Source organism: Streptoalloteichus hindustanus (assembly GCF_900129375.1).
In the GTDB taxonomy this organism is placed as follows: domain Bacteria; phylum Actinomycetota; class Actinomycetes; order Mycobacteriales; family Pseudonocardiaceae; genus Streptoalloteichus; species Streptoalloteichus hindustanus.
In genome coordinates, this window is sequence record NZ_FQVN01000018.1 from 79,391 (window position 1) to 94,252 (window position 14,862).

Below are 14,862 nucleotides of genomic sequence, written 5' to 3' on the forward strand. Positions count from 1 at the left end.
AACGGGTGGTTTCGCGTCGCCCGGAAGGCGCTGCCGACATCGTCAAGACCCAGGTCAGCGGCCTGCGCCCGGACAAAAACGGGATGCCACACCGGAACCCGGTCCGTAGCGTCGCGCACGCTCTGGTGAGGGGGGACGGTGATGGCGACGCGACCCGACCGAGGCGCCCGGCGCGCCCAGCGCTCCACCCTCGCGGTGCTGCGCCGGCTCGGCCCCTACCTGCGGCCGATCCGCGGCGCGCTCGCCCTGGCGATCGTCGCCGCGCTGGCGGCGAACCTCGCCGGGCTGTCCATCCCGCTGGTGCTCCAACGCGTGCTCGACGGCCCGGTGGCCCAGCGCGACCTCGGCGCGCTGCCGCCGCTGCTGCTCGCGATCCTGGCGCTCGGCGTGGCGGAGGCCGGCCTGTTCTGGCTGCGCCGCCGCGTCCTGAGCCGGCCGATCACCGGGCTGGAGCAGCGGATGCGGGCCGACCTCTACCGCCACCTCCAGGGTCTGCCGGTGGCCTTCCACGACCGGTGGCAGTCCGGCCAGTTGCTCTCCCGCGCCACCGGCGACCTGGCCACCGTCCGCCGGTTCATGAACTTCTCCGTGGTGTTCCTGCTGGCCAACACGTTCGTGCTGGTGGCGGGCCTGCTGTTGCTGCTGTGGCTGTCACCGGCGCTGGCCGCCGTGCAGGCCGTCGCCGTGCTGCCGCTGGTCGCGCTGGTCTCGGTGTACGAGAACCGGTACCGCGTGGTGGCCAGGCAGTGCCAGGACCAGGAGGGGGACCTGGCCACCACGGTCGAGGAGTCGGTGCTCGGCGTCCGGGTGCTCAGGGCCTTCGGTCGGGGCCCGCACCTGACCCGCCGGTTCGTCGGGCAGGCCAGGGAGCTGCGGTGGCGGGAGCTCCGGCGCGTCCGGCTGCTGGCGGTGCTGTGGACCATCTGCGTCGTGCTCCCCGAGCTGGTGATCGCCGGGCAGCTCGCCCTCGGCGGGTACGCGGTCGCCCAGGGCGCGATGACCGTCGGCACGCTCGTCGCGGCGATCACCGCCACCAGCTACCTGGAGTGGCCGATCCAGTCGCTCGGCTGGATGCTCGCCGAGGCGAACAACGCCGCGGCGGCGTGCGAGCGGATCTGGGAGGTGTTCGACGCCCCGCTGTCGATCGCCGACCCGGAGCGGCCGCGCGCGCTGGCCCCGCCGACGCGGGGCCACCTGCGGTTCGAAGGGGTCCGGTTCGCGCACCCCGGCGCGGACGGCGACCTGCTGCGCGGCGTGGACCTGGAGGTCCGGCCCGGGGAGACCGTCGCGCTGGTCGGCGCGACCGGCTGCGGCAAGACCGCGCTCACCGCGCTGGTCCCCCGGCTGCACGACGTCACCGGCGGCCGGGTGCTCGTCGACGGGGTCGACGTGCGCGAGCTGCCCGTGGCCGAGCTGCGCCGCGTCGTGGGCACGGCGTTCGAGGACCCGGTGCTGTTCTCCGCGAGCGTGCGGGAGAACGTGAAGCTGGGCGTGCCGGAGGCCACCGACGAGCAGGTGTGGGCCGCGTTGCGGGTGGCGCACGCGGCGGAGTTCGTGGCCGCGCTGCCGTGGGGGCTGTCGACCCGGATCGGCGAGCAGGGGCTGTCCCTGTCCGGCGGGCAGCGCCAGCGCCTGGCGTTGGCGCGGGCGGTGCTCGGCCGGCCGGCGGTGCTCGTGCTCGACGACCCGTTGTCGGCGTTGGACGTGCACACCGAGGCCGAGGTGGAGGCGGCCCTGCGCCAGGTGCTGCGCGACGCGACCGCGCTCGTGGTGGCCCACCGGCCGAGCACCGTGCGGCTCGCGGACCGGGTCGCCCTGCTGTCCGGCGGCCGGGTCGTCGCGGTCGGCACGCACGAGGAGCTGTCGGGGACCTGCCGGGAGTACCGGGCACTGATGTCCACTGTAGACGGACGAGTGGACGGACACGTTGACGGGAAGGCGGACGGGAGGACGGCCGGCCAGCGGCCCGACTCCACCGGGAACGACGCCGGGGAGGTGACGACGCGGTGAGCCGGGGAACAACCCGCGAGGCGCCCCAGCCCCGGCCCCCGGGCGAGCGGTCGGACCGCCCGGCCGGGCCGCCGGAGCCCGACGAGTCGTGGCGCGGGGTCGCCGCCGAGGACCAGGACGAGGTCGACCACCAGGTCGGCGCCCGGCTCCAGGCCCGGTCCCGCCGCCTGCTCCGGTCGCTGCTGCGGCCGCACACCGGTGGCGCCCTGCTCGCGCTCCTCCTGGTAGTGGCGGAGAACGTCGCCCAGCTCACCGGGCCGCTGCTGATCGCGGCGGCGATCGACGTCGGCGTGCCCGCCGCGCTGGCCGGCCGACCCGCGCCGCTGACCTGGCACGTCGGCGGCTACGTGGGCTGCGGCCTCGCCGGCGCGGCCCTGCGCTTCGCGTTCCTCCGGCTCTCCGGGCGGATCGGCCAGGACGTGCTGCTGGAACTGCGGAGACGGGTCTTCGCCCACGCCCAGCGGCTGTCGCTGTCGTTCCACGAGTCCTACACGTCCGGCCGGATGATCTCCCGGCTGACCAGCGACCTCAGCGCGCTCGACGACCTGCTGGAGATGGGCCTGGACGGGTTGCTGTCCTCGGCGCTGACCGTGGCCGGCGTGGCCGTGCTGCTGGTGTGGCTGGACCCGCCGCTGGGCCTGGCCGTGCTCGCGACGTTCGTGCCGTTGTTGTTGCTGGCGCGGTGGTTCCGCCGCCGGTCGCGGTCGACCTACCGGCGCACGCGGACCACGGTTGCGCGGGTGATCGTCCAGTTCACCGAGACGATGAACGGAGTCCGCGCGGTGCAGGCGTTCCGCAGGGAGCGCCGAAACGAGTCCATTATGGACGATCTGAGCGCGGATTACCGCGCCGCGCAACAGAACTCGCTGCTGCTGGTCGCCCGGTTCACGGCGTCGGTCCGGCTCGTCGGCAACCTGACGATGGTCGTCGTGCTGGCCGTCGGCGCCTGGCGGGTGGCGCACGGCCAGCTGGAACTCGGTCTGCTCGCCGCCTTCCTGCTCTACCTGCGCAAGCTCTACGACCCGCTGGACGAGCTGGCGATGGTCGCCAACGCCTACTCGGCGGCCGTGGCGGCGCTGGAGAAGATCTCCGGGGTGCTGGAGGAGACGCCCTCGGTGCCCGAGCCCGCCCACCCGGTCCCGCTGCCCGATCCCAGAGGTGAGCTCCGGTTCTCCGGCGTGGAGTTCCGGTACGGCGAACAGGGCCCGCTCGTGCTCCCACCACTCGACCTGCACGTCCCCGCCGGGCAGACCGTGGCCCTGGTCGGCGCCACCGGCGCCGGGAAGTCCACCCTGGCCAAGCTGGTCGCCCGGTTCTACGACCCGATCGCCGGCGCGGTCACCCTGGACGGCGTCGACCTGCGCAGCGTCAGCGACGCGGACCTGCGGCGCGCGGTCGTGATGGTGACGCAGGAGTCCTTCCTCTTCGAGGGGACGGTCGCGGACAACATCGCGCTGGGCCGGCCGGACGCCTCCCGCGCCGAGATCGAGGAGGCCGCGACCGCCGTCGGCGCGCACGAGTTCGTCAGCGCGCTGCCGGACGGGTACGACACCGACGTCCGCAAGCGCGGCGGCCGGCTCTCGGCCGGGCAACGCCAGCTCGTGGCCTTCGCCCGCGCGTTCCTGGCCGGCCCCCGGGTGCTGGTTCTGGACGAGGCGACGTCCAGTCTGGACCTGCCGAGCGAGCGGGCCGTGCAGGCCGCGATGGAGCGGGTGCTGGCCGACCGCACCGCGTTGATCATCGCGCACCGGCTGTCCACCGTGCTCGTCGCCGACCGCGTCCTGGTGATGGCGGACGGCCGGATCGTGGAGGACGGCCCGCCGGCGGACCTGGTCGCCGGCCGGGGCCGGTTCGCCCGCCTGCACCGCGCGTGGCTGGACTCGCTCGCGCCGACGACCTCGTGATCCCGTAGGCGGCACCGGCTCAGCGCGCCCAGTTCACCAGGACTGGACCGGCGGGTTCAGCCCAGCAGGGAGAGCAGCAACAGCGCCCATGCGGTGCCCAGGCCCACCGTCACGCCGTACGCCACCCACCGCCAGACCGGGAGCTCCCTGGTCAACCACACCGACGGCGCCAGACCCCCAACCACGACGAGGTTCCCGACCAGGCCCAGCAACCAGCTCGTCCCGGCCAGGGTCAGCGTCAGCCCGACCACCGCGACCGCGACCACCGCAGCCGTGACCGCGCTCACCGTCAGCCCCGTCGCCCAGGGCGTGGGCTCACCGGAGGCCGGCTCGGGCACGAGCGCGGGCGCGGGCGCGGGCGCAGGCGCGGGTTCCCGGCGCGCCGGCGGTGGCGGGAGGTCCACGCGCTCCAGCCCGCCGCGGACGGGGTCGGCGTAGTCGACCGGGACACCCATCGCCGCGGCGAGCCGGCCGGCGAGCTGTCTGCCGCGCCGCGACACCAGCTCGGCGGTGGTGTCGCCGGGCGGACCGTCGGGCCCGCTCACGGCCGCCACCACCTGCGCCCACTCGTGCAGGGCGGTGGCCAGTCCGTGCGGCAGCGCCAACGAGTCCGGGTCGACCTCGTGCTCGACCCCGTCCCGCTCGCCGACCACCACGGCGCGTCCGGCCCGGGCGTGCAGTTCCACGGGTGCAGCCTAGGGCGTGCCGACCGCCGATGAAGATCGTCGCGGAGCGGTCAGGGGCGGGCGGCGGCGTGGAAGGCGATCGCCGCGGCCGTGGCCACGTTCAGCGAGTCCACACCGGAGGCCATCGGGATCCGCACCGCCGAGTCGGCCGCCGCGATGGCCTCCTCGGTGAGCCCCGGCCCCTCGGACCCCAACAGCAACGCGACCCGGCCCCGGTCCAGCCCGGCGTCCCGCAACGGGACCGAGTCCGCCCTCGGCGTCAGCGCGACAACCCGGAAACCGTTGTCCCGCAACATGTCCAGCCCCTGCGGCCAGGGTTCGAGCACGGCGAACGGCACCCGCAGGACGTGCCCCATCGAGACCCGCACGCTGCGCCGGTACAGCGGGTCGGCGCAGCCGGCCCCGAGCAGCACGCCGTCGACGCCGAGGGCCGCGGCGTTGCGGAACATCGCCCCCAGGTTCTCGTGGTCGCCGACGCCCTCCAACACCGCCAGGCAGCGCCGGCCCCGGCCGGGATCGGCCAGTTCCGCCGCGGTCGGCTGGGCCGCCCGGTCGGCGGCGGCGAGCACGCCCCGGTTCAGGTGGAACCCGACGACCTCGGCCATGACCTCGGCGGAGGCGACGTAGGCCGGCACGTCCAGCCCGACGAGGTCCTCGGCGAGCTCCTCCACGCGGCGGCGCACGCCGAGCAGCGCCCGCACCGGGTACGGCGAGGCGACCAGCCGCCGCACCACCACGACGCCCTCCGCGATCACCAGACCGCGCCCGCCGGGACGGTCCGGGCGTCGGTCCGCGCGCGACAGGTCGCGGAAGTCGGCCAGCCGCTCGTCGGCCGGGTCGGTGATCTCGATCAGACGTGCCACGGTGACCAGTCTCGCACCGCCCCGGCCGGGGGCCGCGCGAAACCGGAGCGGCCGAGCCGCTGACCAGCATTCCCTTGCACAGCGTGAAAAACGGGTCACTCACTGCACCGGTTTGGCCGCTAGCGGACCTGTCGACCCTGTGTCACGGTGGGCCATCCCCGGAACCGCTTCCGAACCAGGCCGACCGGAGGGGAAACGGCATGGGTAGGGACGTCAGCGAACGGAAGTTCTCGCGGGAGGACCGACAGCGCTACCGGGAGAAGGTGCAGCGCTGCCTGGACGCGTTGGCCCGGATGCTCGCGACCGACGCGTTCCACTTCCCGCGGCGACAGATGGGGTTGGAGATCGAGCTCAACCTGGTGGACGACGCGTTGCGCCCGGCGATGGCCAACACCGTCGTGCTGGAGAAGATCTCCGACCCGTGCTTCCAGACCGAACTCGGCCAGCACAACATCGAGGTCAACGTTCCGCCGCGACCGTTGGCCGGGGACGAGGCGCTGGAGCTGGAACGCGACCTGCGCGACGCGCTCAACTCGGCCGACACCAAGGCCGGCGACGCGGGCGCGGGGCTGGTGATGATCGGCATGCTGCCGACGCTGCGGCCCGAGCACTTCGACCCGCACTGGCTTTCGGTGAACCCGCGGTACTCGTTGCTGAACCGGCAGATCTTCGCGGCCCGCGGCGAGGAGATCGTGCTCGACGTGGAGGGCGTGCCGATGCCGGGACGGCACCGGGAGAAGCTCCGGTGCTTCTCGGAGTCGATCCTGCCCGAGTCGTCCTGCACGTCGGTGCAGTGCCATCTCCAGGTGGCGCCCAGGGACTTCGCCGCGCACTGGAACGCGGCCCAGTGCCTGGCCGGCGTGCAGGTGGCGCTGGCGGGCAACTCCCCGTTCCTGCTCGGCAGGGCGCTGTGGCACGAGACCCGCATCCCGATCTTCGAGCAGGCCACCGACACCCGCCCGCAGGAGCTGAAGAACCAGGGCGTGCGGCCCAGGGTGTGGTTCGGGGAGCGGTGGATCACGTCGATCTTCGACCTGTTCGAGGAGAACGTGCGGTACTTCCCCGCGCTGCTGCCGGAGTCCGAGACGGAGGACCCGTTGGAGGCGCTGGAGGACGGCCGCGCCCCGCAGCTCTCCGAGCTCCGGCTGCACAACGGCACCGTGTGGCGGTGGAACCGACCGGTCTACGACCTGGTCGACGGGGTTCCGCACCTGCGCGTGGAGAACCGGGTGCTGCCGGCGGGGCCGACGGTGGTGGACACCATCGCCAACGCCGCCTTCTTCTACGGCGCGCAGCGGGCGCTGTGCGACCAGCAGCGTCCACTGTGGACACAGATGTCGTTCCAGGCGGCCGAGGAGAACTTCTACGCCGGCGCCAAGCACGGCCTGGACGCCCAGCTCTACTGGCCGGGCATCGGCTGGGTCCCGCCCGACGAGCTGGTCCTGCGCCGGCTGCTGCCGATGGCGCACGAGGGACTGCGCGCGTGCGGCGTGTCCGACGCCGCGCGGGAGCGGTACCTCGGCCTGATCGAGCAGCGCTGCGTCGCCCGGCGCACCGGCTCGGTGTGGCAGCGGGAAACCGTGTCCCTGCTGGAATCCCGGGGCATGGACCGCGACGCCGCGCTGGCCGGGATGCTGCAGCGCTACGTGGAGCTCATGCACGCCGGAGAGCCGGTGCACAACTGGCCGGTCGCCTGACCCCGCGCCGACCGCCAGCGGGTCAGCTCGCGTAGAGCCGCGTCATGGCCCGCGCGGTGTCGGTGATCCGCTCCCGCAACTCCTGGGGGGCCAACACCTCCACCTCCGCGCCGAGCCGCAGCAGGTCCACCTCGGCGTGCTGGACCGACTCGATGGGCAGCTTCACCTCGACCCACCCGTCGGGCTCCGGCGGCCCGGCGCTCTCCTTGGCGAGCTTGCTCACCACGGACCCCAGCAGGAACAGCATCTGCATCCCGCGGGGGGAGAGCCGGACCACCGCCTGGTCGCGGTACATGCCGGTCTCGAAGCGCTCGGTCCACGACCGCCAGTAGGCGACGAGGTCGAAGTCCTCCGGCCGCTCGAAGTGCCCCTCCAGCACGGACATCTCCAGCAGGCGGGAGACGCGGTAGGTGCGGAGGTTCTCCCCCGAGCGCGCCACCAGGTACCACGTGCCCGCCTTGAGCACGATGCCCAGCGGCTCGACGCGCCGGGTCACCTCGTTCTCGCCGTCCCACAACCGGTAGCGCACCTGCAGGGGGCGCTGGTTCCACAACGCCTCCGCCACCTCGGCCAGGCGCGCCGGGGTCTCGTCGTTGAACCAGCGCGGCGCGTCCAGGTGGAAGCGCTCGCGGATGCGTCCCGCGCGGGAGCGCAGCTCCGGCGGGAGCGCCGCGAGCAGTTTGAGCTGCGCGGCCGCCAGCACGCTGCCCAGCCCCAGTTCCGAGGCCGGCCCCGGGGCCCCGGCCAGGAACAGCGACTCGGCCTCGTCGGTGTTCAACCCGGTTAATCGGGTGCGGTACCCCTGGAGGACCTGGTAGCCCCCGGTGCGGCCGCGGTCGGCGTAGACCGGGACGCCGGCGGCGCTCAGGGAGTCCATGTCGCGGTACACGGTGCGCACCGAGATCTCGAGTTCGTCGGCCAACTCCTGCGCGGTCATCCGCCCCCGGGTCTGCAGGAGCAACAGGATCGACAGCAAGCGGCTCGCCCTCATGTCACCCCAGTGTCCCGGAATACCTGACAGAAGGTGACAGGTAGGACGGGGATCTTTCGGTCCATGACCCATCGCGCCACCGGAACGCCGATCCCCGGGAACTGGGCGGAGCACGAGCGCCGGGAGCGTGGCGACGGCACGCGGCCGAGTCGCGCGGAAACCCACCCCGCGACGACGGCCTCCACGCGCGAGCACGACTTCGCCTGACCGAGGGGGCTGTCCCCCAGGAGCCCCCTCACGCGGGCCCGACCTCGCTGGCGCGGCGGGGTCGGGCCCCGCGGCGTGTGCCGTCACGGCGAGGGGCCCGCGTCACAGCCGAGATCAGTTGCCACTAGGTTGCAACTGAGGAAGGCTTGCAACAGGAGCGGGAACCCTGACCAAGGAGGCGGAATTGGGTCGGTACGTCCTGCCGGACCTGCCCTACGACTACGGCGCACTCCAGCCGGCGATCGCGGGCGAGATCAACGAGCTGCACCACAGCAAGCACCACGCCGCCTACGTCAAGGGCGTCAACGACACCCTGGACAAGATCGAGGAAGCGCGCGACAAGGGTGACTACGGCTCCATCGTGGGCCTGGAGAAGACCCTGGCGTTCAACCTCGCCGGCCACGCCATGCACGTGGTGTGGTGGAACAACCTCAGCCCCGAGGGCGGCGACAAGCCGACCGGCGAGCTGGCCGCGGCCATCGACGAGTTCTTCGGCTCGTACGACAAGATGCGCGCCCAGATGACCGCCGTGTCCACCACGGTGCAGGGCTCCGGCTGGGGTGTGCTCGCGTGGGAGCCGATCGGCCGGCGCCTGGTGGTGCACCAGCTCTACGACCACCACTCGAACCTGTCGATCAGCGCTACCCCGCTGCTCGTCTTCGACTGCTGGGAGCACGCGTACTACCTGCAGTACAAGAACGTGCGCCCGGACTACGTCGAGAACCTGTGGAGCCTGGTGGACTGGGCCGACGTCCAGCGCCGCTTCGAGAAGGCCCGCGGCGGCGACAACGGGCTGTGGGTGCCGGAGACCGTCTGAGCCGGTCCCCCTGAGCTGGCCGTGGATGCTCCGACAAGCTCCGACGGCCACCGCGTCGAGGCCCTCCCCTGGGAGGGCCTCGACGTGTTTCCGGGGTAGCGCGCTCGGTCTGACGGCGGACAACACGAGGCCCCGCCCTCCGGTCGGAGGGCGGGGCCTCGTGCGTTCCCGAACTGACTGCCGCTCCCACCACGAAGCGGACGAGAGTTAGGTTAGCCTAACTTGATTGCTTTGGGAAGCCTCCGCACCGCACCCCGTGCCGCTGGTCGAGCACGTCGAGGGCGCGCCGCGCCGACAACGTGGTGGCGGTCATCGCGCCGCCGATGAGGATGCCGCCCATCGGCAGCACCGCGGCGCCGTGCGGCGGCACGAGCCCGCTCGCCACCAGGACGCCCAGCGCGGGCAGCGCTCCCCCGAGCACCGCGAGGCCGACGGGCAGGACGCGCGTCGCCTTCGCCCGCCGGGCGGCCGTGATCGTGGCGACCACGGACATGAGCAGGACGAAGGACGCCGAGAGCGGGAGCGACGCGAGCACGCCGGCCACCACGGTGGAGACGACCGCGAGCTGGACGACGGCCCGCACGGCGGCCCACAGCACGGGCCGGGCGGCGAAGAGCCCGGCCGCGCGCCCCACGAGCGCGGTCGCGGCCACGAACACCACACAGACGAGGACGAACGGGACCCAGCCGTGGTCCACCGAGATCACGGACACCTCCAGGAGCGCCGCGCGCTGTCACCGGTTCCGGTCGGCCGGTGTCAGTCCTGCGTGGTGAGCATGAATACCCCCTGCCCGCAACCCGCTGTCCACAGGCGCCGCGGTTTGTCCACAGAGGACCCGATGGTGGAGTGACTTCGGGCCGTTCTCCGGCCGGTTGTCCACAGGCGGGCCGATCGCGCTTGGGCCGGCGTGGTGATGTTCGTTACGCTGGAGCGGGGCTCGCCCCCCGGGACGGGTGGGGGCTGTCCTGAGGTGGGGGGAAGCGGTCGGCGTCAGGACCGGGGTGTCCGGTTCGGCGAGCCGGGTCGGCGCACCACCCGCGTGTGCGACCACCGCCGCAGCCGGAGCCGGAAACCGCCCCTACGGGCCAGGACGAACCCGCACGCCAGCGCGGACAGGGCGGACAGCAGCCCGCCCAGCACCAGCGGCGCGCGACCGCCGTAGTGGTCGGCCACCCAGCCCATCAGCGGGCCGCCCACCGGCGTGCAGCCGATGAAGATCAGCAGGTAGAGGCCCATCACGCGGCCGCGCATCACCGCGTCGGTGGAGAGCTGGACCGTGGCGTTCGCCGTGGTGGTGAAGGTCAGCGTGGCCGCGCCGGCCGGCACGAGCAGGGCCGCGAACGCGAGGTAGCTCGGCATGATCCCGGCCAACGCCTCCAGCAGGCCGAACGCGAGCGCGCCGCCGATGAGCAGCCGCATCCGGGGCCGACCCCGCGTGCTGCGGCGCGCGGCGAGCGTCGCGCCGGTCAGGGTGCCGACGGCGAGCATCGTGGACAGCAGTCCGTAGCCGTCCGCGTCGCGGTGGAAGACGTGGCTGGCGACGTAGGCCAGCGTGGTCTGGAAGTTGAGCCCGAACGTGCTGACCAGGCCGACCAGGGTCATCACGACGACCAGGTCGGGGCGGCCGCGCACGTAGCGCAGCGCCTCCCGGATCTGGCCGCGGCGCCTGGGCGCGGGCTGGCCGCGGAACAGCCGCGCGGGGTCCATCCGGAACAGCCCGGTGAGGACGCCGACGAACGTCGCCGCGTTGATCAGGAACACCCAGCCGGTGCCGACCAGGGTGATCGCCACGCCGGCCACCGCGGGGCCGGCGATCCGCGCGACGTTGAACGTCATGGCGTTGAGCGCGACCGCGTTGGTGAGCTGGTCAGGGCCGACCATCTCCTGCGCGAACGCCTGGCGCACCGGGGTGTCGAGCGCGCTGAAGACGCCGAGCGCGACGCACAGCGCGTAGACGTGCCAGAGCTGGGCGACGCCGGCGACGTCGAGCAGGCCGAGCGCCAGCCCGCACAGCCCCATGCCGGCCTGGATGACGATCAGCAGCCGGCGCTTGTCGTAGCGGTCGGCGAGCACACCGGCCCAGAGGGAGAGCAGCAGGGTCGGCGCGAACTGCAACGCGGCGGCGACGCCGAGGGCGAGCGCGTTGCCGCCGGAGAGCTGGAGCACCAGCCAGTCCTGGGCGACCCGTTGCATCCAGGTGCCGACCAGCGAGACGACCTGGCCGGAGGCGAAGAGCCGGTAGTTGCGCACCCGCAGGGAGGCGAACATGCCGCCGCGGGCGGGCCGCTCCGGGGCCGCGTCCCGGCGGCGGGCCGGGTGGGCGCCGGGGACGGAGCCGGCGGCGGGGCTGGTGGGCGTGGTGGTGGCCGACGGCGGGGCGGTGCTGCCGCCGGGGCGCTGGGGGGAGCTGGCGTCGGGTGGGTGGGTGTCATCCGGCCGATGGATTCCCTGACCACCCGTGTAAGCCACTCGTTACTGCCCCGCCATCCTGTCGATGATCTCGGCGGCGCGCGTCAGCACCGCCCGTTCCTCGGTGTCGAGCGCCGCCAGCCGCTGGTCCAGCCAGCGCTCCCGCGCGCAGACCTCGGCCCGGATGAACCGGCGCCCCTCGTCGGTCACCTCGACGATCGCCTGTCGCCCGTCCGTCGGGTGCGGGCGGCGGGTGGCGAAGCCGTGCTCCTCCAGCGCCGCGATCACGCGGGTCATCGACGGGGGCTGCACGCCTTCCTTGGCCGCCAGCTCGCCCGGGGTCAGCGGACCCCAGTTGTACAGACAGGACAGCGCCGAGATCTGGGTCAGCGTCACCGACGAGTCGACGCGCTGCGCCCGGAGGCGTCGGTTGAGGCGCACCACGGCCAGTCGCAACCGGCTGGCCAGCGACGGCTCGGGCTCCTCGACGTCCGACACATCCTTAGCGTACCTCACGATCTCCCCTTCGTGCGGATCTTGGACGAGCGGGCCACCTCCCCGACCGGTGGCGCCGGGAGGTGGCCCGCTCGCGGTGAGCTCAGGCGCCGAACGCGGCGCGGATCGGACCGATGGCGAAGTAGGCCGCGAAGGCCACCGCCACCACCCACATGAGCGGGTGAATGGAACGCGCCTTCCCGGTGGCCGAGCGCAGCACGACGTAGCTGATGAACCCGGCCCCGATGCCGTTGGCGATCGAGTAGGTGAACGGCATCACCACGATGGTGAGGAACGCCGGCAACCCGACCGAGAACTCCGAGAAGTCGACCTCGCGGATCTGGCCGATCATCAACGCGCCCACCACGACCAGCGCGGGAGCGGCGGCCTCCAGCGGGATCACCTGGTAGAGCGGCGTGAGGAACATCGCGGCGAGCAGCAGCACGCCGGTCACCACGTTGGCCAGGCCGGTCCGCGCGCCCTCCGCGATGCCGGCCGCCGACTCCACGAACACCGTGTTGGACGACGCCGAACCCGCGCCGCCGGCCACCGCGCCGACACCCTCGACGAACAGCGCCTTGCCGACGCCGGGCAGCTGGTTGTCCCGGTCCACCAGGCCGGCCTCCTTGCCCAGGCCGGTCATGGTGCCCATGGCGTCGAAGAAGTTGGCCAGCACCAGGGTGAACACCAGCAGCGCCACGGTGATCGAGGGCAGCCGGGTCCACGCGCCGAACGAGACGTCGCCGAACAGCGCCAGGTCCGGCAGGTCGACGACCTTCTCCGGCAGCGCCGGGTAGCCGAGGTTCCAGCCCTTGGCGTTGCCGGCCCCCGACGGCCCCACCTTGACCACCGCCTCCAACGCGATCGCCACGACCGTCGTGCCGAGCACGCCGATCAGCAGCCCGCCGCGCACCCGCCGCGCGACGAGCACGCCGGTCAGCAGCAGTCCGAACACGAACACCGCGGTGGGCCAGGACGCGATCGAGCCGTTGATGCCCAGTCCGACCGGCACGGTGGTGTGCGCGGCGTCCGGCAACCGGCGGACGAAGCCGGCGTCCACCAGGCCGATGAGGCAGATGAACAGCCCGATGCCGACCGAGATGGCCGCCTTCAGCTCGGCCGGCACCGCGTTGAACACCGCCGTGCGGAAGCCGGTGGCCACCAGCAGCAGGATGATCAGGCCGTCCACGACGACCAGGCCCATCGCCTCGGGCCAGGTCATCTGCGGCGCGATCGTCACCGCCAGCAGCGTGTTGATGCCCAGGCCGGTGGCGATGGCGAACGGGTAGTTCGCGACCAGTCCGAACAGGATGGTCATCACCCCGGCCACCAGCGCGGTGACCGCGGCGACCTGGGGCACGGGGAGGATGTGGCCCAGCACGTCCCGCTTGGCCGCCGGGTCGTCGGCCGAGAAGCTGCCCAGGATCAGTGGGTTCAGGACGATGATGTAGGCCATGGTCACGAACGTGACCACTCCGCCGCGGACCTCGCGGCCGATGGTGGAGCCGCGTTCGGAGACCCGGAAGAAGCGGTCCAGCCTGGAGGGCGCTGAGCGCGCCGTGGATGTGCTCGCCATCCTCTCCCCCGTTAGTGGTAATCGTTGCGGCAGGTAGCCTGCCTGACGTGGTGGAGGCGAGCGAACGCGACCCGGGCGCGAGGCCCACGGAGCCGGGCGGCGCCGCCCCCGATCGGGCGGCGGACGGCCCCTCGGGATCGGCCGAGCTCCGGGCGTTGCCCCCGCTGCCCCGCTCCCTGGTGAACCCCGATCCGCTGGTGTTCGTCGGCAGCGCCGCGTGGTTCGTGACTTTCTGCGTCCTGCTCATCACCCAGGTGGCGCTGGGTGACGGTCCGGGAGTGTGGTTCTGGACCGCGCTGACCGGTTGGCTGCTCGGCGGCGTGGGTCTGCTGGTGATCCGCTGGCAGCGCTCCGCCGCCCGGCGCGGCTCCCGGGGCGCGCAGCAGGGCCTCTGACCGCTCCGGTTCGCGACCGGACGACGGCGAGCGCGCTCCCCCGAGCCGGTGTGTACTCGTGGCGTCGGCGATGGGCGGTGCTGCGATGGGCGCCAGACAGGTGCGGAGCTGGCCGGAGGACCCGGACGCGACCCGGGCCCTCCAGGCGTGGCTGGCCGAGCCGAGGGGCGCCCTGTTCGCCGACGACCTGGACTTCCGGGGCGCCGACCTGTCCGGCGCGGACCTGGCCGGCGCCTGGCTCAACGACAGCGACCTGCGCGGGGTCGTCCTCACCGGGGCCGACCTCACCGGAGCCCACCTCAACGGCGCCCGGCTCGCCGTCGCCGACCTCCGCGACACCACGCTGGTCGAGGCCGAGCTGGACAGCGCCGACCTCACCGGCGCGAGCCTGGACCACGCCGACCTGCACGACGCGTCGTGCTGGGGCGCGGCCGCCAGGGACGTGAGCCTGCGCTCGGCCACCCTCGACCACTGCCGGCTCGAACGCGTCGACCTCCGGGGCGCCGACCTGACCAACGCGCACGTCGACGACGTGACCTTCGACGTCTGGATCGACGACAACACCGTGGTGCGCGGCCTGACCGGCACCCTCTCCGGCCCGACCCACGTCGGCGACCACGACCTGCACGGCGACGCCCTGCGGCGCTGGCTCACCGAGCACGGCGCGCGGCCCACGGTCCTGCCGGACCGGCTCCCCCGGCAGCGCTCGTCGTTCGCCGAGGGGGACTGAGAGCCCGGACAAGTGATGCCCGGGTCGGGGCGGTGGTCGGGGACGGGGACGGGGACGGGGACGGGGACGGGGACGGGGACGG

General features: G+C 73.3%; 14 protein-coding genes. 7 read left to right on the plus strand and 7 right to left on the minus strand.

What is annotated here, in order from left to right:
* The first annotated feature begins 141 nt into the window (after positions 1-141).
* Both BUE43_RS31115 and BUE43_RS31120 read left to right on the plus strand, forming a co-directional pair.
* The gene (locus BUE43_RS31115; protein ID WP_073489921.1) at positions 142-2,010 is read left to right on the plus strand and encodes an ABC transporter ATP-binding protein; all 1,869 of its coding nucleotides are present in this window, start codon (positions 142-144) and stop codon (positions 2,008-2,010) included.
* On the plus strand, positions 2,007-3,914 hold the full coding sequence (locus tag BUE43_RS31120) for an ABC transporter ATP-binding protein (protein ID WP_073489922.1): 1,908 nt from the start codon (positions 2,007-2,009) through the stop codon (positions 3,912-3,914). The genes BUE43_RS31115 and BUE43_RS31120 overlap by 4 nt, the downstream gene beginning before the upstream one ends.
* Before the next feature lie 56 nt (positions 3,915-3,970).
* Here the strand turns inward: BUE43_RS31120 and BUE43_RS31125 are convergent, their stop codons facing one another.
* The gene (locus tag BUE43_RS31125) at positions 3,971-4,600 is read right to left on the minus strand and encodes a DUF2537 domain-containing protein (protein WP_073489923.1); all 630 of its coding nucleotides are present in this window, start codon (positions 4,598-4,600) and stop codon (positions 3,971-3,973) included.
* 50 nt (positions 4,601-4,650) lie between these two features.
* Entirely contained in the window at positions 4,651-5,463 is an 813-nt protein-coding gene (locus BUE43_RS31130; protein ID WP_073489924.1) for a TrmH family RNA methyltransferase, read from the minus strand.
* A gap of 200 nt (positions 5,464-5,663) precedes the next feature.
* On the opposite strand from BUE43_RS31130, the gene BUE43_RS31135 reads away from it, so the two are divergent.
* Positions 5,664-7,160: a glutamate-cysteine ligase family protein gene (locus BUE43_RS31135; RefSeq protein WP_073489925.1), complete on the plus strand. Its 1,497-nt coding sequence runs from the start codon at positions 5,664-5,666 to the stop codon at positions 7,158-7,160.
* Between the two features lie 22 nt (positions 7,161-7,182).
* Here BUE43_RS31135 and BUE43_RS31140 read toward each other — a convergent pair whose 3' ends face one another.
* On the minus strand, positions 7,183-8,151 hold the full coding sequence (locus BUE43_RS31140) for a helix-turn-helix transcriptional regulator (RefSeq protein WP_073489926.1): 969 nt from the start codon (positions 8,149-8,151) through the stop codon (positions 7,183-7,185).
* A 63-nt stretch (positions 8,152-8,214) separates the two neighbouring features.
* On the opposite strand from BUE43_RS31140, the gene BUE43_RS34505 reads away from it, so the two are divergent.
* Positions 8,215-8,358 carry a hypothetical protein gene (locus tag BUE43_RS34505; protein WP_159447820.1) on the plus strand — a complete coding sequence of 48 codons (144 nt, stop codon included), beginning with the start codon at positions 8,215-8,217 and terminating at the stop codon, positions 8,356-8,358.
* A 184-nt stretch (positions 8,359-8,542) separates the two neighbouring features.
* Positions 8,543-9,175, plus strand: a complete 633-nt coding sequence (locus tag BUE43_RS31145) for a superoxide dismutase (RefSeq protein WP_073489927.1) — start codon at positions 8,543-8,545, stop codon at positions 9,173-9,175.
* Positions 9,176-9,392: 217 nt separating this feature from the next.
* Here the strand turns inward: BUE43_RS31145 and BUE43_RS31150 are convergent, their stop codons facing one another.
* The 4 genes from BUE43_RS31150 to BUE43_RS31165 form a co-directional block, all read right to left on the minus strand.
* A complete protein-coding gene (locus tag BUE43_RS31150) occupies positions 9,393-9,881 on the minus strand; it encodes an ABC transporter permease (RefSeq protein WP_073489928.1) in 489 nt (162 codons plus the stop codon).
* Between the two features lie 284 nt (positions 9,882-10,165).
* A complete protein-coding gene (locus BUE43_RS31155) occupies positions 10,166-11,644 on the minus strand; it encodes an MFS transporter (RefSeq protein ID WP_234996021.1) in 1,479 nt (492 codons plus the stop codon).
* A 3-nt stretch (positions 11,645-11,647) separates the two neighbouring features.
* The gene (locus BUE43_RS31160) at positions 11,648-12,082 is read right to left on the minus strand and encodes a MarR family winged helix-turn-helix transcriptional regulator (RefSeq protein ID WP_073489929.1); all 435 of its coding nucleotides are present in this window, start codon (positions 12,080-12,082) and stop codon (positions 11,648-11,650) included.
* A 100-nt stretch (positions 12,083-12,182) separates the two neighbouring features.
* Positions 12,183-13,655 (minus strand): NCS2 family permease, encoded by a 1,473-nt coding sequence (locus tag BUE43_RS31165; protein WP_073489930.1) that lies wholly within the window; start codon positions 13,653-13,655, stop codon positions 12,183-12,185.
* A 47-nt stretch (positions 13,656-13,702) separates the two neighbouring features.
* Between BUE43_RS31165 and BUE43_RS33110 the strand changes: the two genes are divergently transcribed.
* Together BUE43_RS33110 and BUE43_RS31175 are read left to right on the plus strand one after the other, a co-directional pair.
* Positions 13,703-14,050: a DUF2530 domain-containing protein gene (locus BUE43_RS33110; RefSeq protein ID WP_234996022.1), complete on the plus strand. Its 348-nt coding sequence runs from the start codon at positions 13,703-13,705 to the stop codon at positions 14,048-14,050.
* Between the two features lie 85 nt (positions 14,051-14,135).
* Complete coding sequence (locus BUE43_RS31175; RefSeq protein WP_159447821.1) at positions 14,136-14,780, plus strand: pentapeptide repeat-containing protein; 645 nt, start codon at positions 14,136-14,138, stop codon at positions 14,778-14,780.
* Positions 14,781-14,862 lie beyond the last annotated feature (82 nt).

Bases quoted from the DNA above. Each gene is read 5' to 3' on its own strand.
- BUE43_RS31115 (WP_073489921.1), top strand. From the start codon at position 142: ATGGCGACGCGACCCGACCGAGGCGCCCGGCGCGCCCAGCGCTCCACC.
- BUE43_RS31135 (WP_073489925.1), top strand. From the start codon at position 5,664: ATGGGTAGGGACGTCAGCGAACGGAAGTTCTCGCGGGAGGACCGACAG.
- BUE43_RS31175 (WP_159447821.1), top strand. From the start codon at position 14,136: ATGGGCGCCAGACAGGTGCGGAGCTGGCCGGAGGACCCGGACGCGACC.
- BUE43_RS34505 (WP_159447820.1), top strand. From the start codon at position 8,215: ATGACCCATCGCGCCACCGGAACGCCGATCCCCGGGAACTGGGCGGAG.
- BUE43_RS31140 (WP_073489926.1), bottom strand. From the start codon at position 8,151: ATGAGGGCGAGCCGCTTGCTGTCGATCCTGTTGCTCCTGCAGACCCGG.
- BUE43_RS31165 (WP_073489930.1), bottom strand. From the start codon at position 13,655: ATGGCGAGCACATCCACGGCGCGCTCAGCGCCCTCCAGGCTGGACCGC.